Below are 20,206 nucleotides of genomic sequence, written 5' to 3'. Positions count from 1 at the left end.
CGTTATTGTGTTTTTATAAAACAACTTATTTATTTAAAACTGCCTGCAATGGATTTTTCGCTTTATCTTCAATAGAATAGGATTCCTCAACCACTGTTTCTTCTTCTAGTTCCCTATCGATTAATTTCTGAAGTGCTTCTTCCCTTTTGGCTGCTTCTTTCAATTCTTGTACGATCTCTTCTTCTTTTTTGGTCACACTAATAATGATTCCAAGGGCAAAACACGTCATCCAGATAGAACTTCCTCCGCTGCTAATCAAGGGTAATGTTTGTCCAGTGACCGGCAATAATTCTACAGCAACAGCCATGTTGACCATGGCCTGGAATATCATTGGAAAACCCAAACCTATGACGACTAATTTCCCAAAGAGCGTGGTGGCTTTGTGTGAGGCAATAACAAATCGGAACAACAACAATAAGTATAGTGTAAGCACGCCTAAACCTCCAATGAGCCCATATTCTTCTACAATAATTGCAAAAATAAAATCAGAAGAAGATTGTGGCAAAAAGTTCTTTTGAATGCTTTTCCCCGGACCTAATCCGTATATTTTTCCGGATGCAATTGCAATTTTCGCTTTTTCAATTTGGTAATCGTCTTCCTCTGGTTTATCTGTGGTAAAACTTTCAATTCTGTTTCCCCAAGTTCCTACCCTACTAAAAAATTTCGAATCAGGGAACGCTTTTGAAAGCAGAATAAAAAAGGCCAGAAATACAATTCCTGAACCCAGAATGACTGCAATGTATTTGATAGGATATTTTCCAATAAAAACCAACATCAATACCATCGAAAAAATCAATGCCGTTGTTGAGAAATTAGCTGGCAAAATAAACATTAAGGTAATGAATACCGGCGTCCAAAGCTCCCAAATTGAAGACTTAAAAGTAATAGGGACTTCCCTGGTTTTAGACAAGTACCGCGCTACAAAAATAAACAACACTATTGAGGCCAATGTTGACGTTTGGAACGTGACCCCAATAAACGGAACCTGAATCCATCGACTGGCATTAGCGCCGGCAATAACTGTTCCTTTGATTAATGTGTAGGCCAATAAAACCCAAACAACGGGCAATCCTACTTTAGAAATAGCCCGAAAATAATGATACGGTACTTTATGAACCCAGTAAATAATTAAAAAACCAATACAAATATGAGCCAAATGTTTGACTAAATAGCCCAATGTATTTCCGGTTCCCCGACCAAGATAGGCCAAGTTACTACTCGCACTAAAAACAGGCATAAAGGAAAACAAAGCCAATAAAGCCACGAATGACCAAATTACTCTATCTCCTTTCAAATTGTTTATTAGTTGCTTCATTTTTGGTTTTGGCTTTTTTTGGTTTTGGATTTTGGCGCTAAAACCTAGCACCTAGAACCTAAAACCTTTTTTCTATAAATTTCTAACGGCTAGTTTAAACTGATTTCCTCTGTCCTCATAATTTTCAAATAAATCAAAACTGGCACATGCCGGGGACAATAACACTACGTCTCCTTTTTCTGATACTCGTTGTGCCATTCTCACCGCATCATCCATACTGGACACTTCAATCATCATGTCAACCACATTCCCAAAAACATCAATTATCTTTTTATTATCCACACCAAGGCAGATAATCGCTTTAACTTTTTCACGCACTAAGGACATCAATTCATTGTAATCATTTCCTTTATCAACCCCGCCCACAATCCATACCGTAGGAGCATTCATACTGTCTAATGCAAAAAAAGTAGCGTTCACATTCGTTGCTTTAGAATCATTAATATACTGCACGTTTTGGATTTTAAAAACTTTTTCTAAACGGTGTTCTACTCCTTGAAAATTAGAAAGACTCTCCCGAATTGTAGCTTTTCTTATTTGCATTAATTTTGCCACAGAAGTTGCTGCCATTGCGTTTTTCATGTTATGTTTCCCTTCTAAAGCAATGTGTTCGGTGTCCATTGTAAACTCTTCCTGATTAATCTTTATTTCCATTTTGTTGTTTTGTATATAAGCTCCTTCGTTGAATGTTTTAGTCAATGAAAAAGGAATTAATTTCGCCTTTGTTGTGTGTGTTTTGAACCATTCATTGATGGCTTCGTCATCCGCATCATAAATGAGGTAATCCTCCTGAGTCTGATTCATCGTAATCCTGAATTTTGCGTCAATATAATTTTCATATTTATAATTATATCGATCCAGATGATCCGGGCTTATATTGGTAATTATGGCAATATGCGGTTTGAAATTTTCAATCCCGTCCAGCTGAAAACTACTCAATTCAAGCACATACAAATCATATTTATTATCAGCAACTTGCCAGGCAAAACTCTTTCCTATATTGCCCCCCAATCCTACATTTAGCCCCGCTGCTTTTAGCAAATGATGTGTCAGCATTGTAGTGGTGGTCTTTCCGTTACTCCCAGTTATCCCTATAATGGTAGCCTCAGTGTAAGGAGCAGCAAACTCAATTTCAGAAATTACCGAGATTCCTTTCTCCTTTAATTTTTTTACAATTGGAGAATTATCCGAAATTCCGGGACTTTTCATCACCACATCAGCATTCAAAATCAATTCTTCCGTATGCAGCTGCTCTTCCCAGGTTATTTCATTAATAAGAAGAACCTCTTTGTAATTCTCTTTTATCTTTCCAAAATCAGACACAAAAACATCATATCCTTTTTTCTTACCCAGAATAGCAGTGCCAACACCGCTTTCGCCTCCACCTAAAATTACTAGCCTCATGTTATCTTAATTTTAAAGTAACGATTGACAAAATGGCCAGCATGATGGCAACAATCCAAAACCGGGTCACAATTTTACTTTCGTGATAGCCCTTTTTCTGATAATGGTGATGCAAAGGCGACATTAAAAATATTCTTCGGCCTTCGCCAAAGCGTTTCTTGGTATACTTGAAATAACTGACCTGAAGAATCACAGATAAATTTTCGACAAGAAAAATTCCGCACAATAAAGGAATCAGCATTTCTTTGCGGACTGCAATTGCCAGAACTGCAATAATTCCGCCTATTGTTAAACTTCCTGTATCACCCATAAAAACAGATGCCGGATACGAATTGTACCAAAGAAACCCGATTAACGATCCAACAAAAGCCGCAATAAAGACTGTCATTTCCCCTGAATTAGGGATATACATGATGTTCAGATAATTAGAGAAAATAATGTTTCCCGAAACAAACGTAAATATTCCCAGTGCCAATACTGAAATCGCGGATGTTCCTGCTGCCAAACCATCTATTCCATCAGTCAAATTAGCTCCATTAGAAACAGCGGTGATAATAAAAATAACAACCGGAATAAAAATCAACCAAGCCCATTTTTCATATCCTTCCCCAGTCCATGCTAATAGTTCCGCATAATCGAATTCATTATTTTTAAAAAAAGGAATCGTTGTTGCAGTTGATTTTTCTTCGAGCGGCGCTTGAAAAACTACATTTTCAGTAGAAGCCTTGAAAACATTGGCTTTACCAATATCCGTTCTCACTGTAACCCCGGCATGAAAATACAAGACGGTTCCCACAATGAGACCTAAACCCACTTGACCAACAACCTTAAATATTCCTTTTAATCCTTGTTTGTCTCTTTTGAAAATTTTAATATAATCATCTATAAAACCAATAGTCCCCATCCAAAGCGTGGTAACAATCAATAACACAATGTAGATATTATGCAATTTTGCAAATAATAATACCGGTACCAGCGTAGCAAAAATAATGATTAATCCACCCATGGTCGGCGTACCCGCTTTTTCGTTCTGACCAGCTAAACCAAGCTCTCGCACGGTTTCACCCACTTGCTGTCTTTGCAAAAAGCGAATTATAATTTTTCCGTAAATTGTTGATAACAACAACGAAAGCATCAATGCTAATGCAGATCTAAAAGTGATGTACTGAAAAACACCGGTTCCCGGAACGTCAAGTGTTTTGTCTAAATATTCAAATAAATAGTATAGCATATCTCTTTGTTTATTTGGTTTATCTTTTTTTGGTTATTTGGTTAATCGGTTATTTGGATATTCCCATAAACAAATAAACAGTTACTCCGGTTAAACTTTTATTTTCCCAGTTGGCCTAGTGTTTTTTTAACTATTTCCATGTCATCAAAATCAAGGCGAATTCCATTTATTTCCTGATACGTCTCATGCCCTTTCCCAGCAATTAAAATAATATCGTTGGGCTGTGCCAATTGACATGCGGTTTTTATGGCTTGCTTTCTATCGGTTATTGACAGCACTTTTTTATAGTTTTGAGCGGCTACACCGTGTTCCATTTCGGTGATAATCACTTCCGGATTTTCATTTCTTGGATTATCCGAAGTGAAAATTGCTGTATCACTCCATTCAGCGGCAATTCCGGCCATAATAGGGCGCTTGCTTTTGTCTCTATTACCACCGCACCCCACAACGGTGATCAACTGTTCATTTTTGGCGCGAATGTCATTGATGGTTTTTAGTACATTTTCTAAAGCATCCGGCGTATGGGCATAATCTACAATAGCGGTAATATTTGAAGCAGAAACAATAAATTGGAAACGTCCCGAAACACTTTCTAAATCCGACAATAAACGAAGTACTTCCAGACTTTCCATTCCTAATTCGACTGCCGCTCCATAAATAGCTACTAAATTATACGCATTAAATGTTCCTATCAGCTTAACCCAAACTTCATTTCCGTTTATTTTCAACAACAAACCGGACAATTGATTTTCCAGGATTTTCGCTTTATAATCCGCATACGATTTTAAGGCATACGTACATTTTTTGGCTGTTGTATTTTGTAACATTACTTGCCCATTTTTATCATCAATATTCGATAATGCGAAGGCAGTTTTAGGCAAATTATCAAAGAAGGCCTTTTTTACATCTCTGTATTCTGCAAACGTTGGATGATAATCCAAATGATCATGAGACAAATTAGTAAAAATACCCCCTACAAAATGCAAGGCTTCGGTTCTTTTTTGGTGAATACCATGAGAACTGACTTCCATAAAACAATAGTCGACTCCATTTTTGACCATTTCATTCAAATAGTAATTTATAGTAATCGAATCCGGAGTCGTGTGTGTGGCTTTATATTCAATATCATCAACTAAAATTTTAACTGTTGAGAGCAATCCCACTTTAAACCCTGCCTTTTTAAACAATTGATACAACAAAGAAGCAATTGTGGTTTTCCCGTTTGTTCCTGTAATTCCAACCAATTTCAGGTTCTTAGAAGGATCCCCAAAATAATTAGAGGCCATAAATGCCAAGGCTGAATTCGTATCTTTTACCTGAACGTACGTAATTCCTTTTTCAATAATTTCCGGAAATGTGTCACAAATCACCGCAACTGCTCCTAATGCGATTGCTTTTCCTATAAAATCATGACCGTCTGATATTGACCCACGAATTGCTACAAAAACATCGTTAGACTCAATTTTTCTAGAATCGAAATCTATTTTGTTTACAGCAATATCCGTCGAACCCATTACGGCTTCAATGGCTACTTTGTATAATATGTCTTTTAGTATACTCATGATAATTCCAATAGTATCGTTGTGTTTTTTAGAATATTTTGACCTGCTTCAAGCGACTGTTTTTTCACTTTTCCAACTCCTACGACCTTTACTTTGACTCCCAAATTTCCTAATAAAGCAACAGCATCCATTCCTGGCATTCCTTTTACATTGGGTATAAACTGTTGTTTGTTCTGAGATTTCACAAAATAAGAATCATAATTATTTTCTTGTTTTGGTATCTTTCTATCTAAATTTTTAATTTCATTTGTCGAAGGGGCATCGGTAAATATTTTTTGTGCGATTCTCTTAAAAACGGGCCCAGCCACATCCGCACCGTAATAATTATTTAGCGCTGTACTTGGTTTATGCACCACAACTATACAAGAATACATTGGTTTGTCTGCCGGGAAGTAGCCCACAAAAGACGACGCATAATATTTTCCAGTTCCTCCAGCCTTTCCGTAATTCACCGCCGCTGTTCCTGTTTTTCCTGCCATCGAAAAATCTTTTGAATATAATTTAGAAGCCGTTCCTTTTTTGACAACATTTGCCAGAACTGCCCTTAATTTGGAAATAGTTTGTGGGGAACAAATTCTTGGATTCAAAACTTCTTTCTCATATTTTTTGATGGTTCTGTTCCATTCTTTTATTTCAGAAACAAATTGAGGCTTTACCATTTCCCCATCATTGGCAACCGCATTATAAAATGCCAGTGTCTGCATGGGAGTTATGTGGACTCCATATCCAAAAGCCATCCAAGGAAGCGAAATATTTGACCAGTTTTTATCGCCTGGCTGAGGGATATAAGGCACGCCCTCCCCTTTGATGGAGAGTCCTAAAGTTTTGTTTAATCCAAAATCATTAAGATGATTGACAAATTGCGACGGGTTATTTTTGTACGCTTCATACACCGCCTGAACCATGATGGTATTAGACGAAAGTTCAAAACCTCTTGCTAAAGAAATTTTTCCATAACCGCCTTTGTGGGAATCACGCACTTTTTTACCTGAATATACAACGACTCCTCCTTTGCTGTCATAAACAGAACTGGTATCCGCTTTTTTATCTTCCAGAAGTGCCATCAAATCCGCTAATTTATAGGTAGAACCCGGTTCATGAGACTCCGCTACTGCGTAATTAGTGGTTTCGTAGTACGTTCCGTCTTTTGCTCTTCCTAAATTAGAAATTGCTTTCACATGACCCGTTTTAGTTTCCATAACCACTACAGAACCATGATCTGCCTGATACAATTCCAACTGTTTAAGCAAAGCATGATGTGCGATATCCTGAATATAAACATCAATTGTTGATATCACATCATAGCCATCCTGAGGGTCTACTTCATTAACATCGCGTATGGGTTTCCACTGTCCCTTGGCTATTTTCTGTTTTAATATTTTACCGTCTTTACCATTTAGATAATTCCTAAAAGCCCATTCAATTCCTTTTCCATCCAGCGATTGCCCGTTTGATGTTCGCTCATACCCTACAGTACGTTCTGCAATTTTTCCAATAGGATGCTCTCTTATGGTTTCCTGTTCTACAATAATTCCTCCTTTATAAGCACCAAGATTAAATAAAGGAAACCCTTTGATTCTAACATATTCTGTATAACTTAAATCTCGGGCCACTAAATAATATCTGTTTTTATTGCCCCGGGCTTTTCTTAATTCATTTTCAAAATAATTTGCTGATTTCCCTAACAATAGAGCCAAAGAGTCTGATAATGGTTTCACATTCTTCTCAAATAATTCTGTTTTTGAAGCAAGTGCATCAAAGCGTATTTCATAATTTGGAATTGATGTAGCCAAAAGACTTCCATCAGCAGAATAAATATTCCCCTTATTGGCCGGAATAATAAAATTTTTAACGGTTCTTTGTTTGGCTAATTTTCTATAATAATCACCCTCTACCCATTGAATATTTGTTAATTTTACGGCTATCGCGATCGCCATCAGGAAAATTCCAAATGCGACCAGATAAATTCTGTAGGATATGTATTTATCTTCTACTGCCATAATTTTTTAAAGAAGCTTTTATCTTCCTCTTTTTTAACTTTTATTTTAATTGGCGGAACTGTTGAAGGAAAGATTTCTTTTTCTATCATTTTTTCAGAAACCGTTGATTCCATTTTTAATTTCATTAACTCAGACCGCCGATCTACAAATTCGGAACGCAACTCTTTAACCCGTCCGGTGAGCTCCGTAATTTTAAATACTTTTTGCTCAAATCGCTGAGTATTTGCAATCATAACAATAGCTAACAAAAGGATAAAAACAATGAACCGCCAGTTTTTGACAGCATCATCATCAATAAGAAACTTCGCTTTCAATATGCTATACACTCCGTTTTTCATTTGTCCTCTCCCCGACCCCCTCCAAAGGAGAGGGAGCCGAGATATTAAAAGTTAATATTTATTTTTCCTGTTTGGCTCCTCCCTTTTGGGGAGGCCGGGTGGGGATTATATTTTTTCAGCAATTCTTAATTTTGCGCTTCGCGCTCTGTTATTTGCTTTTATTTCTTCGGCATTCGGAACTGTTAGTTTACCAATGGTTTTAAAAGGAACAGAAAAGTTACCAAAAAAATCTCTTTCCGGCTCTCCTTCGAACATTCCGTTTTTGATAAATCTTTTTACCAATCTGTCTTCTAAGGAATGATAGGATATTACACTTAATCTCCCTGCTGGATTTAATATTTCCAGAGATTGCTCTAAAAACTCTTTCAAAACATCCATTTCCTGATTTACCTCAATTCGAATGGCCTGATATATTTGGGCTAATATTTTATTTCGAACTCTTTCCGGTAAATATCGCGCCAAAACGGCTTTCAACTCATCTGTTGTTTTGATTGGCTGCAGCTCTCTTGCCTCTACAATTGTTCTTGCCAAAACAGGAGCATTTTTCAATTCGCCATAATCCAAAAACACTCTTTTTAGATTTGCTTCATCATATTCATTGACCACTTTATAGGCATTCAAATCATTTTTTTGACTCATTCGCATATCCAGATCGGCATCAAAACGAGTCGAAAACCCTCTTTCCGGAACATCAAACTGATGCGATGAAACACCTAAATCTGCTAAGATACCATCCACACTTTTCACACCGTAAAAACGCAAGAACCGCTTTACAAAACGAAAATTCTCGTTAATCAGCGTAAATCTTTCGTCCGGCAAAGCATTTGCTAATGCATCTTCGTCCTGATCAAAAGCAAATAACTTTCCATCCGGCCCTAGCCTTTTCAAAATTTCTTTTGAATGACCGCCACCCCCAAAAGTGACATCAACATAAATGCCATCTGGCTTAATATTTAAACCATCTACTGATGCCTGAAGCAAAACCGGATTATGATATTCCATCGTCGTTGTCATTTATATTTCCCATTACTTCCTCTGCTAAATCTGCAAAATCAACATCTTCCCCATTTATTGATTTTTCATACCATTCTTTATCCCAAATTTCCACAATGTTTACGGCTGACGAAAACACTACCTCTTTTGTAATACTGGCAAAAACTACTAAATCTTTAGGTACCAATAATCGTCCTAATGCATCGATCTCAACCACTTTTACGCCTGCAGTAAACCTGCGGATGAAGTCATTGTTTTTCTTTACAAATCGATTGAGTTTATTGATTTTTTGCATCATTACATTCCACTCCTCCATGGGATATAACTCCAGACAGGGCTGAAAAACGGAACGCTTCAAAACAAATCCGTTTTGAAGTGAAGGTGCCAATTGCTTTTTCAAAGGCGCCGGCAACAGCACCCTTCCTTTAGCATCAACTTTACATTCATATGTTCCAATAATTGTATCCAAGAAAAAATATTAAATGATGTTGAGCAAAAATATAAAAAATATTACCACTATCTACCACTATACCCCACTTTGTTAATAAGTTTAACCACTTTCAAACAAAAACCCTTACTTTTTGGACAATCAGGCCATTAACCCATTCTGCTTAATTTGTAAGAAAGAGATCGTTATAGAAAAAAGACTGCCAAAACCAATGAAATTTGATTTTTTTAATGTAAAAATAAAAGGCATTTACATAGAAATTTGTTGCTAAATCCTAAAAAAAAATAACTAAATTTTATCTAAAGTGGGATAATTTTACAATTAAAAATTGTTCTAAAAATCCATTTTTATTTATTAAATCCTATATTTGTCAAAATTGAAAATCCGCATTTACAAAAAATGGAAAAACACTACAAAAAAGAAGGCAGATACAGCTATTATGAAGCTGGTGAAGGAACTCCAATCGTAATCTTACACGGACTTATGGGGGGACTTAGCAACTTTGATACCGTTGCCAGCTACTTTTCTACAAGAGGATATAAAATAATTATTCCAGATTTACCGATATATACTCAAAATATTTTAAAAACTAACGTGAAAAGTTTTGCAAAATATGTCAAGGATTTCATCACTTTTAAAGGATTAGATCGTGTTATCCTTTTAGGAAATTCACTTGGTGGCCATATTGCATTGTACCACACTAAAATGTATCCTGAAAAAGTAGCCGGTCTTGTAATAACCGGAAGTTCAGGTCTTTATGAAAGCGCCATGGGCGATAGCTACCCAAAAAGGGGGGACTATGAATACATTAAGAAAAAAGCAGAAGATGTATTTTATGATCCAAAAGTTGCGACTAAAGAACTTATAGACGAAGTGTACGAGTCTGTTAACGACCGCATGAAATTGATCAAAACACTGACTATTGCAAAAAGTGCCATTCGCCATAATATGGCAAAAGATTTACCTAAAATGCATGTTCAAACCTGTCTTATTTGGGGAAAAAATGACAAAGTCACCCCTCCAGATGTAGCAGAAGAGTTCAATAAATTATTACCTAATTCTACTTTATATTGGATCGATAACTGCGGTCATGCGGCCATGATGGAACATCCGGAGGAATTCAATCGCTTACTTGAGGAGTGGCTTACAAACACTCATTTATCCGTACACAAATCGTAAAAGGAGAATTTTATACCTAGCAAAAATGAAAATTAATACCGCCGAATTTGTTATTAGCAACTCTGATGTGGCAAAATGTCCAAAAGACTTTTTACCGGAATATGCTTTTATAGGTCGATCAAATGTAGGAAAATCCTCTTTGATAAATATGCTGACCAACCAAAAAAAATTAGCTAAAACATCCGGCAGACCAGGAAAAACCCAATTGATTAATCATTTTTTAATTAACAACAATTGGTTTCTTGTCGATCTACCCGGTTATGGATATGCTAAAGTTTCTAAAAAAACAAAATCTATTTTTCAAGAATTCATCACTGATTATTTTGAGACCAGAGAGCAACTTGTTTGTGCTTTTGTTTTGATTGATATTCGTCACGAAGCACAAACTATCGACATTGAATTCATGTCGTATATGGGTGAAAGCGAAATTCCTTTTTGTATAGTTTTCACGAAAGCGGACAAAATCAGCAAGGTAAAAATAGACTCTCACGTAGCCGCTTATAAAAAGAAAATGTTTGCGAATAACTGGGCCGAAATGCCGCATTACTTTGTCACATCAGCGACTGAATCTACCGGAAAAGAGGACGTATTAAATTACATTGAAGAAGTAAATCAGGCAGTTTTTAAAAACAACAGCCAGTTTTAGAAAACAATCTAAGAGCATTGCAATAAAATCCCAAAACTACACTTTAGTCTTGGGATTTTTTTGCAAAACAATACAAAAATTTACTTTGTGAGCTCCAATTTTTCAGCAAAATAATCGCAAAAATCTTTCATCGTATCCGCCATTTTTTCATCATCAGTAGCACGCTTGAAAGTTTCAGACATTGCCACTAAAGTCTGGTGAAAGAAAATTTTCATTTCATCTACCGGCATTTCCTTCGTCCACAAATCAATGCGCATACTTTCTTTTGCTTTGCTATCCCAAATAGACAACATTATTGCTTTGGCTTCCTCCAGCTCTACTCCGCCATCTTTAGCGGTCCACATTAATTTTTCCGGAACCTTATTTTCATCTAATTCAATTAGAAACTTAATTTCTGAGGTATGTGTATTTGCCATTACTTTTTAGGTTTGTATTTTGATTGTTTAAATATTTCTTTCGCATCTTTTTTTAACAGATCTGCAATACCTGCATCCTTATTATTCATATAGGATCGCACTATTTGCCAACCGATCCAGGCACCAACCCGACCTGGAGATTCATTGTCTATTTCCAGATAAAACTTAGAAAATGGTGCTGGATTTATAAATCGTGGAATTAACTTTTGATCGTTACTGTAAAGTAATTCTTTCTCAATAAAATAACGCCACATGTAACTTTCATTTTCTTGACACCATAATAATTGCTCTGGCGTATACCCTATTTTTTCGGCTTCTGTATACTTTGGCAAAAGCAAGTCTTTTAAATACAATTGTTTTCCACAATAAATCATCTGACTCAGCAAATCCTTATCTAAAACAGGAGGAATTTTACGTGTTGAAAAACTCGAAACTACATCTGGTGCAATCTGTCTTTGTTCAAAATTTTGTTTTAAATAATTGGGAAACTGATAAAATTTATGGTCTTTCCCTAAATACAATTCAAGTGAGATAATAACCAGACTGTCTGCATAAATGGCTTTATTATTATAGTCCATCTCAGCGATTACGGTAATCACTTTTGGTATTTTTGTTTCAGGAAAATAGTATTTAATATGCTTAAGCACGCCTTCTAATTCTTCTTTTACCGGTTCAATATCAGCATATTTTTTTTGTACTTCCGTATATAATTCTCTCCAGATTGGATCCTGCATTTTATTCAGCCAAACGCTGTTGTCATTTCCTGGAGGAAAAAAGAAAGGAAACTCATTTTTTATTTTCTCTAAGTCTTTTGGAGGCGTTTCAAAAAATATTTTATCAAATCGTTCTAATTTTACTTGTACAGGAATTGCAGCAATAGTATTCTCTACTTTACTTTTCTTATCACATGACAAAAAAAAGAGGCAAAAGACGAGGAACAACAGATCTATTTTCATAATTATTAATTAAATTTGTTACCACAGAATTTAAGGAAACCCATCTGCAACTAATTTAGTGTGCAAATATACATTCCTACTTTTTAAAACGTAAACTATTATGACTAAAAAAAGGGCACTACCCGTCGAAAAAATAAATACTCTTATTGTAAATTGGTTAAAAACATATGCTGAAAATGCTAAAGTGAACGGATTTGTTATTGGGATTTCAGGGGGAGTTGATTCAGCGGTAACCTCTACACTATGCGCCCAGACCGGACTGCAGGTTTTATGTATTGAAATGCCCATCCATCAAGCGCAAAGCCATGTAACAAGAGGCCGGGAACATATCGAACAATTAAAAAAAAGATTCCCTAACGTAACTAGCGTGGAAGCTGATTTGACATCTGTTTTTGAGAGTTTCAAAAAAATAGTGCCCGGTAATCATTCAGATATTTCTAAAGTAAACCTATCCCTGGCTAACACCCGAGCTCGCTTAAGAATGACCACATTGTATTATTTTGCAGGCATTCATTGTTTATTAGTTGCCGGAACGGGAAATAAAGTAGAGGATTTTGGCGTTGGTTTTTATACTAAATATGGCGATGGAGGTGTTGATTTAAGCCCTATTGCCGACTTAATGAAGTCAGAAGTCTATCTTTTAGGCAACTATTTAAAAATTCCAGATTCTATTTTGAAAGCACCGCCCACCGACGGATTATTTGGAGATGAAAGAACCGATGAAGATCAATTAGGCGCCAGCTATAATGAGCTAGAGTGGGCAATGGCAGAAGATCACGCTGGAAAATCAATCGAAAATTTTACCGGAAGAGACAAAATTGTTTTTGAAATCTACAAACGATTAAACACTAATAATCAACATAAAATGACCGCAATACCAGTTTGTTTTATCCCAAAAGATTAAAGAAATGATATTTTATATTGATTTACAATTAATTACAGAATTTATTTATTAATTTTACATTTCCAATAATAAATAATTCTAAAAAACTAAAATCATGATTAAAGTATGTATAGCCGATAATTACCCCGTTGTGCATTTTGGAGTAAAATCTTACTTTAAAGACAATGCCGAGATATCAATAGTAGCCAATGTTGGTAACTTTTTGATGGTACGGGATATACTTTTAACAAAAGACATTGATGTATTGATATTAGACTTGGAACTGGAAGGTCTTTCCAGTATTTTTGAAGTGAAAGCACTTTTGAAAAATTTTCCAAAAACTAAAATCATTATCTTCAGTGGTCTTTCAGAACAGATTTATGCGCCAAATGCCATTAAAGCCGGAGTATCTGGCTTTGTGCACAAATCTGAAAAACTAGAAACCTTAGGTCAGTCGATTGTTAAAGTCCACCAAGGAAAAATAATCATGAATGAGACTGTAAAGAAAAATTTAGCCTTAATTGCAAAACAAAGCAAGAGTGAAAGATTGTATCGTAAGCTTTCCAACCGGGAAGTGGAGGTTTTGCGTTATCTAAGTGATGGAAAGAAAAACCACGAGATCGCGACTATTCTTAAACTAAATGAAAAAACGATTAGTACGTACAAACTGCGATTGTTAACAAAACTAAATGTTACTAATCTAGTAGATTTAGTAAACAAAGCAAAAACGTTAGAAATCGTTTAGTACCATTGAGGCCTAACCACGTCTAGGCAATTTAAAAAAAAGAATGGATTACATGTGATTCATTACAATTAATAAAAGCGCTGTATCTCTGTATCAAATTTCAGAGATACAGCGCTTTTTGATTTATAGATTGTGTAGCCTTTAATGGTATCGTACCACAACTCGCCCTAATTTTTTTGAAAACTTACCTCGCAACTCGATATAACTCATTGCTAAAGACAATGACTCCATATTATCTGATTCCGGATCGTTAGAAACGGAGTTTTTCAACTCTTCAATAATCTCACTAAGCAGAAACCATCTTAAAGTAAGCAATGTGTCCGAAACATCCTGATTTAACATTTCTTCTTTACTTTTAGGGAAAATATTTTGACCAGTCCAATTGTGCAAAACATTTTTTTCCTCTTCCATTATAATATTAGTTACTTCATCAGGAACACCTGACTGGTAGTGATTTATATATTTATCAAGCCCAGAGTTCTCATTTTGCAAATAATAATCGATTAAATTTTTGTATATATCTCTAAATATAGGACTTGCAAATTCTACTTCATCATCTTGCAAACTCAAATATATTTTCTGAAAAACTTTTAATTCTTTTATTTCGGTAACGTCCACAATTTCTCCGTCGCTATTTGACTTTAATAAAACTTCTTCAAATTTTTCCGTCTTGTTACCATAAAGCAATAGGATTTCAATTATTTTACGTTCAAATCGATACAGTGAATCTACTTTGTCAGTCTGGACAGTATCGTCATTTTTAACATAGTCAAAGGCATTCTGCAATTGCTTTTGTTTGTGTTTTTTTTCAATTTCGATACCGTCTTTTTGGACTAATTGCGCCAAAGTGCTTAGTAAAACCTGCTCTGAAATATCCATTATTCTGGAACATTCCTGGATATAAATTTCTCGTTGAATCCTGTCCGGAATTTTCGAAATGCTGACGACCATGTCCCGTATAAGATCTGCTTTTTTGACGGGATCATTTTTCGCTTCATTCATCAAAAGAGAGGCTTTGAACTGAATAAAATCTTTTGCGTTATTCTCTAAGTATAAAACTAACGCTTCATAAGATGTTTTTTTTGCAAAACTGTCCGGATCTTCCCCATCAGGAAACGTACACACTTTTACATTCATTCCTTCCTCTAAAATTAGATCAATTCCACGCACAGAAGCCCGTAAACCTGCGGCATCACCATCAAAAAGCACTGTGATATTTTTTGTCAATCTGTTTATTAAACGGATTTGATCCGGTGTAAGCGCCGTGCCTGAGGAAGCAACCACATTTTCAATTCCGGATTGGTTGAACTGAATTACATCAGTATATCCTTCGACTAAATAACAATTATTTAATTTGGCTATTGATTGTTTGGCCTGAAAAATACCATACATCACTTTACTTTTATGGTAAATTTCACTTTCCGGTGAATTCAAGTATTTTGCCGCTTTTTTATCGTTGGTAAGAATTCTGCCTCCAAAACCAAGTACTCGACCTGACATACTTTCTATAGGAAACATAACGCGACCTTTGAACCTGTCAAAAGGCCTGTCATCTCTGGGAATTGTGAGTCCGGTATTTTCTAGAAACTCTAATTTATAACCTTTCCCTAAGGCTTCTTTGGTAAAGGCATCCCAACTTTCAGGGGAATATCCCAAACTAAATTTCTTAATTGTATCCGCAGTAAATCCTCTTTCTTTAAAATAAGAATACCCTATTGCTTTGCCTTCTTCAGAATTGAACAGGGTGTTATGAAAATAACTTTTTGCAAACTCCGATACCAAATACATACTTTCCCGTACATCCGTAATGGCTTTTTCTTGATCCGTTTGCTCGGTTTCCTCAATTTCTATATTGTATTTTTTGGCTAAATACCGTATGGCTTCCGGGTAAGTGAAATGGGAGTGTTCCATTAAGAAAGCAACTGAATTCCCTCCTTTTCCAGAACTAAAATCTTTCCAGATTCCCTTTGCTGGGGAAACCATAAACGATGGAGAACGCTCTTCCGAAAAAGGACTAAGCCCTTTGAAGTTACTCCCTGCGCGTTTTAATTGCACAAAATCACCGATAACCTCCTCTACCCGAGCAGTTTCGAAAACAGTATCTATAGTAGCTTTTGTGATCAAATCTATTATTTTTTGAAATCCAAAGTTACAAAGTTTAACCTGAAAAATTATTGTTAGTACAAATAAAATCAACTCCTAGTTAAACTCATAAATCATTCCATTTGATAATTTAAGAAGTTATTAATGTTTTACAAATCAAAGAAACGCGCTAAATCATCATTTTAAATCAGTTAAAAAAGTTATTAGTTTTTAACATTCTTTTATATTTAATAAATTAGACGTTATTTTGTAATTGATCCCCCCCCAATCTACATTACAACTTATTGATAAAGAAACAATTACTTTAAAAAACCTATATCTATGATGCAAAATAATTGTTAATTAATCAATTACACCAAGAACCTATGCCTGTATTTGACAAGAAAAAAATAAGCGAATTATTTGAAAACAGAACTATTCAAGAGGAATTCAATACGGTTTTATTATTTGCATCCGAGGTATGCGAGATGCCTCTTGCATTTATTTCATTAACAGACTCTATTAGTCCCATAATAGTTACAAAAATAGGTTTTGATTATATTCCCATCTCTCCTACTATTATTGCACTTAATGAGAATACCATCCAGCAAAATAAAATTAAAATTATCTCAGACATTAATAAAGACATTGATGCTCCTCCCGAAAATTTAAATTTAATAGCTTTTTTTGCGGGTTTCCCTATATGTTTTAATGAAAATCTAGTCATTGGAACTCTTTGTATTATGGATACTAGCCCTAGAGAGCTTTCTGTAATGCAGTTAAAACATCTAAAATATACTGTGCTACAAATCCAATCTTTATTAAAATTACATATTGAAAACCAGAGCTTACAAAAAACAATCAAAGAACAGGACACTCAATTTCAATTATTTATTGACAATTCAAAAGAAATTACTTACGAGCTTAACCTAGAAGGAATAATCACCTATGCTTCAGACAACTGGACTAAATACCTAGGCTATGAGAATAAAGATATTTTAGACAAAAGCAATACTTTTTTTTTACATCCTGACGATTTAGAAAATTGCAAAACTTATTTAAGTGAAGCAATTGAAACCGGAAAAAATGAAGGTGAATTTACCTATAGAATTCTTCATCAGGAAGGTTATTATGTTTGGCATTCCACACGTTTAAAATTATCTCAAAAAAATGGTCTGCCAATTTTTATAGGAAACTGTAGAGACATTACGGAGTATATTGAAATTCAACAAAAGCTAGTATTACAAAAAGAATTTTATGAAAAAATATTGGACAGGCTCCCAACGGATGTCGCCGTTTTTGACAGCAGTCATACCTACACGTATTTAAATCCAGCCGCTATAAAAAAAGAGGAGCTACGAAAATTCATTATAGGAAAAAACGATTTTGAATATGCAAAACATACTGGCAGAGATGATGCCTTTGCAAAAACAAGACGCATCCATTTTCTAGAAGCCATAGAATCCAGGAATACAATTGAGTGGGAGGATACTATAGAACATCTTGATGGCACAAAAACCTATCATACCCGAAAACTAACTCCTGTTTTTCATGAAGATGAAACCCTAGAAATGATGATAGGATTTGGTGTAGATATCACTGAAAGTAAAAAAACCCAGCAAGAAATTATTAAAAGCAGACAGCTTACTAAAAGTATAATCTACAATATAGCTGTGGGAATTATAGTCCAAGGCCCTGACTCAGAAATATTAGAAAACAACAAAGCAGCCTGCGAAATGCTAGGACTCACAGAAGACCAATTACTTGGAAAAACATCCTACGACGAGCACTGGAAGACAATTCATCTTGACGGTACTTTATTTAAAGTGGAGGATCATGCAGTCCCTCAAGCAATCCAGACACTAAAGCCAATAAACAATGTCATTATGGGAGTCTATAATCCCACACTTAAAAATTTAGTATGGTTGTTGGTTGATGCCGTACCCGTACTTGGAAAACACAATGAATTACTTTTCGTAATATGTTCCTTTATTGACATATCGGCACAGAAAAAAGCAGAAGATGATTTAAAAGAAAGTAACGAGCGCTTTTCTTATTTTAGCAAGGCTACTTTTGATGCCATTTGGGATTGGGATTTGACCACTGACAAAATTTATGTCGGAGATGGGTTTAAAACGCTTTTTGGTTATACATTTAAGAAAAATGTACTAGCAGCTAGTTTGCTTAATAATTTTTTACATCCGGATGAGAAAAAAGCTGTTTTTGAAAGTCTAGATGTGGCTGTTAAAAGTCAAAATAATGTATGGTCCCATGAGTATCGTTATAAAAAAACAGATACTTCCTATGGATTCGTAAATGACAAGGCCATAATCATTCGAAACAATGAAGGTAAAGCCATACGGATGATTGGTGCAATGCAAGAGATCACTAAGGAGAAGATACTCAAAGATGAATTACAACAAAGCCAAGAACAGTTTAAAGATGCTTTTGAATATTCGGCAGCAGGAATGGCGTTAATAGACATTGATGATAATTTTGTAGAAGTCAATGAAAAACTTTGTGAAATATTAGGCTATTCTAAAAAGGAATTTGCGTCCTTAACCTCTCAAGAAATAACTTATCCAAAAGATTTAAAAAATGATTTTATTTTGAAAGAGCAATTAAATTCCGGAAAAATCTCTAATTTCAATTTAGAAAAAAGATTTATTCATAAAAATAAATCTGTCATTTGGATGTATATATCTGCTTCAATAATTAAAAGCAGTCGAAACAAAACGAAGCGTCATATTTTCCAGATGATCAATATAACAGATCGGAAAAGGATTGAAAAACAAAACAAAATATTATCCGAAGAAAATAACAGGATCAAAACCATTCAGCTCAACAAAGCTAAAAATTTATACCGTCTTTTAGCTGATAACACCGTTGATTTAGTTTGCTTGCATAATACAGACACCTCTTTCAAATACGTTTCTCCTTCTATTGAAAAACTATTAGGATACACCCCACAATCTTTAATAGGGAAATTTCCTGTAGATTATGCCCATCCTGACGATATTGAGGAACTTCAAAGTCACATCATAGGCTTTCTAACAGAAATGGAAGACATAGCAATTCAGATCCGGTTTAGAAACATAAGCGGCGATTATATTTGGTTTGAAATTAAGGCCAATTTAGTTAAAGAAAATGGTGTTACAATTAGCTTTCATTCCTCAAACAGAGAAATTACCACCCAAAAAGAAGCCGAAGAAAAAATTGAAAAAGCATTACTGAAAGAACGCGATTTAAATGATCTTCGCACGAATTTAGTATCCACAATTTCACATGAGTTCAGAACGCCTATGACAACCATCAGAACTAGTGCTGAACTAATAAGTCTTTACTTAGAACATGAAAAAATAGAAAATGCTCCCCGTTTGCAAAAAAGAATTGATTGTATTATTGAAGAAATTGATCGCATTGTTCAATTGATGAATGCCGTGCTAACGATCTCAAAAGAGGACTCCGGAAAAACGAATTTCGATCCTACCGAATTTGATTTAAAACAAATTTGCCTGGATGTGATCGAAATAAGTTATCCCGATCAATTAATTGGAAGAAAAGTTCAAACCTCCATCAAAGGCGATAATTTTCGAGTTATGGCAGATCAAAAACTGATGGAATATACTATTTTCAACTTATTAAACAATGCCTTTAAATATTCAGAAGGCTTTGGTGATATTGAGCTAAATTTATGTGTCATCGAAAAAACTATTTGTTTAGAGATTATTGATTTAGGTATTGGAATTCCAGCCGAAGATCAACCAAAATTATTCAATACTTTTTTTAGGGCCAGTAATACCGATGGAATCCAAGGAACTGGATTAGGCCTCTATATCGTAAAAACATTTACAGAAAAAAACTCAGGAACAATTCAACTTGAAAGTAAATTAGGAAAAGGAACTAAGGTAACCCTTGAATTTCCAGTACACAATTAGAAGGAATCTCAACCAGCAGAGATTCCTATTTCCTGAAAAAAAGCCGTTTGAGACAAAATTATTCTATGTT

General features: G+C 35.0%; 16 protein-coding genes. 5 read left to right on the top strand and 11 right to left on the bottom strand.

All coding sequences use genetic code 11. From position 1 onward, the window contains the following. Positions 1 to 25: 25 nt before the first annotated feature. The 8 genes from EKM03_RS13080 to mraZ all read right to left on the bottom strand — a co-directional run bounded on the left by EKM03_RS13080 (position 26) and on the right by mraZ (position 9,312). Positions 26 to 1,315, bottom strand: coding sequence for an FtsW/RodA/SpoVE family cell cycle protein (locus tag EKM03_RS13080; RefSeq protein ID WP_126461726.1), 1,290 nt, complete (start codon positions 1,313 to 1,315; stop codon positions 26 to 28). A 72-nt stretch (positions 1,316 to 1,387) separates the two neighbouring features. Then, a complete protein-coding gene (gene murD, locus EKM03_RS13075) occupies positions 1,388 to 2,719 on the bottom strand; it encodes a UDP-N-acetylmuramoyl-L-alanine--D-glutamate ligase (RefSeq protein WP_126461723.1) in 1,332 nt (443 codons plus the stop codon). Between the two features lies 1 nt (position 2,720). Beyond that, positions 2,721 to 3,950: a phospho-N-acetylmuramoyl-pentapeptide-transferase gene (gene mraY / locus EKM03_RS13070; RefSeq protein WP_126461720.1), complete on the bottom strand. Its 1,230-nt coding sequence runs from the start codon at positions 3,948 to 3,950 to the stop codon at positions 2,721 to 2,723. A gap of 98 nt (positions 3,951 to 4,048) precedes the next feature. Next, the gene (locus EKM03_RS13065) at positions 4,049 to 5,512 is read right to left on the bottom strand and encodes a UDP-N-acetylmuramoyl-L-alanyl-D-glutamate--2,6-diaminopimelate ligase (protein ID WP_126461717.1); all 1,464 of its coding nucleotides are present in this window, start codon (positions 5,510 to 5,512) and stop codon (positions 4,049 to 4,051) included. After that, complete coding sequence (locus EKM03_RS13060; protein ID WP_126461714.1) at positions 5,509 to 7,512, bottom strand: penicillin-binding protein 2; 2,004 nt, start codon at positions 7,510 to 7,512, stop codon at positions 5,509 to 5,511. Before EKM03_RS13060 ends, EKM03_RS13065 begins: the two co-directional genes overlap by 4 nt. Further along, on the bottom strand, positions 7,503 to 7,850 hold the full coding sequence (locus EKM03_RS13055; protein WP_126452681.1) for an FtsL-like putative cell division protein: 348 nt from the start codon (positions 7,848 to 7,850) through the stop codon (positions 7,503 to 7,505). Before EKM03_RS13055 ends, EKM03_RS13060 begins: the two co-directional genes overlap by 10 nt. A 105-nt stretch (positions 7,851 to 7,955) precedes the next feature. Continuing rightward, entirely contained in the window at positions 7,956 to 8,864 is a 909-nt protein-coding gene (rsmH, locus tag EKM03_RS13050; protein ID WP_197037212.1) for a 16S rRNA (cytosine(1402)-N(4))-methyltransferase RsmH, read from the bottom strand. Then, complete coding sequence (gene mraZ / locus EKM03_RS13045) at positions 8,839 to 9,312, bottom strand: division/cell wall cluster transcriptional repressor MraZ (protein WP_126562845.1); 474 nt, start codon at positions 9,310 to 9,312, stop codon at positions 8,839 to 8,841. Before mraZ ends, rsmH begins: the two co-directional genes overlap by 26 nt. Positions 9,313 to 9,690: 378 nt before the next feature. On the opposite strand from mraZ, the gene EKM03_RS13040 reads away from it, so the two are divergent. Together EKM03_RS13040 and yihA are read left to right on the top strand one after the other, a co-directional pair. After that, positions 9,691 to 10,470: an alpha/beta fold hydrolase gene (locus EKM03_RS13040; protein ID WP_126461705.1), complete on the top strand. Its 780-nt coding sequence runs from the start codon at positions 9,691 to 9,693 to the stop codon at positions 10,468 to 10,470. 25 nt (positions 10,471 to 10,495) lie between these two features. Next, positions 10,496 to 11,116: a ribosome biogenesis GTP-binding protein YihA/YsxC gene (yihA, locus tag EKM03_RS13035; RefSeq protein ID WP_126740559.1), complete on the top strand. Its 621-nt coding sequence runs from the start codon at positions 10,496 to 10,498 to the stop codon at positions 11,114 to 11,116. An 80-nt stretch (positions 11,117 to 11,196) separates the two neighbouring features. Here the strand turns inward: yihA and gldC are convergent, their stop codons facing one another. After that, entirely contained in the window at positions 11,197 to 11,532 is a 336-nt protein-coding gene (gene gldC, locus EKM03_RS13030) for a gliding motility protein GldC (RefSeq protein ID WP_126554651.1), read from the bottom strand. After that, positions 11,532 to 12,488: a gliding motility lipoprotein GldB gene (gene gldB, locus EKM03_RS13025; RefSeq protein ID WP_126740558.1), complete on the bottom strand. Its 957-nt coding sequence runs from the start codon at positions 12,486 to 12,488 to the stop codon at positions 11,532 to 11,534. The genes gldC and gldB overlap by 1 nt, the downstream gene beginning before the upstream one ends. Before the next feature lie 100 nt (positions 12,489 to 12,588). On the opposite strand from gldB, the gene nadE reads away from it, so the two are divergent. Both nadE and EKM03_RS13015 read left to right on the top strand, forming a co-directional pair. Continuing rightward, entirely contained in the window at positions 12,589 to 13,392 is an 804-nt protein-coding gene (nadE, locus tag EKM03_RS13020; protein ID WP_126461696.1) for an NAD(+) synthase, read from the top strand. A gap of 94 nt (positions 13,393 to 13,486) precedes the next feature. Further along, on the top strand, positions 13,487 to 14,116 hold the full coding sequence (locus tag EKM03_RS13015; protein ID WP_126461693.1) for a response regulator transcription factor: 630 nt from the start codon (positions 13,487 to 13,489) through the stop codon (positions 14,114 to 14,116). A 141-nt stretch (positions 14,117 to 14,257) separates the two neighbouring features. Here the strand turns inward: EKM03_RS13015 and dnaG are convergent, their stop codons facing one another. Then, positions 14,258 to 16,240 carry a DNA primase gene (dnaG, locus tag EKM03_RS13010; protein ID WP_126740557.1) on the bottom strand — a complete coding sequence of 661 codons (1,983 nt, stop codon included), beginning with the start codon at positions 16,238 to 16,240 and terminating at the stop codon, positions 14,258 to 14,260. Between the two features lie 344 nt (positions 16,241 to 16,584). On the opposite strand from dnaG, the gene EKM03_RS13005 reads away from it, so the two are divergent. After that, positions 16,585 to 20,136 (top strand): PAS domain S-box protein, encoded by a 3,552-nt coding sequence (locus EKM03_RS13005; protein ID WP_126740556.1) that lies wholly within the window; start codon positions 16,585 to 16,587, stop codon positions 20,134 to 20,136. Positions 20,137 to 20,206: the final 70 nt, after the last annotated feature.

The sequence above is a fragment of the Flavobacterium sp. GSP6 genome (genome assembly GCF_003984855.1).
GTDB lineage: Bacteria > Bacteroidota > Bacteroidia > Flavobacteriales > Flavobacteriaceae > Flavobacterium.
The sequence above is the reverse complement of the archived record's forward strand: the minus strand, read 5'-3'. Positions and strand labels throughout refer to the sequence as shown.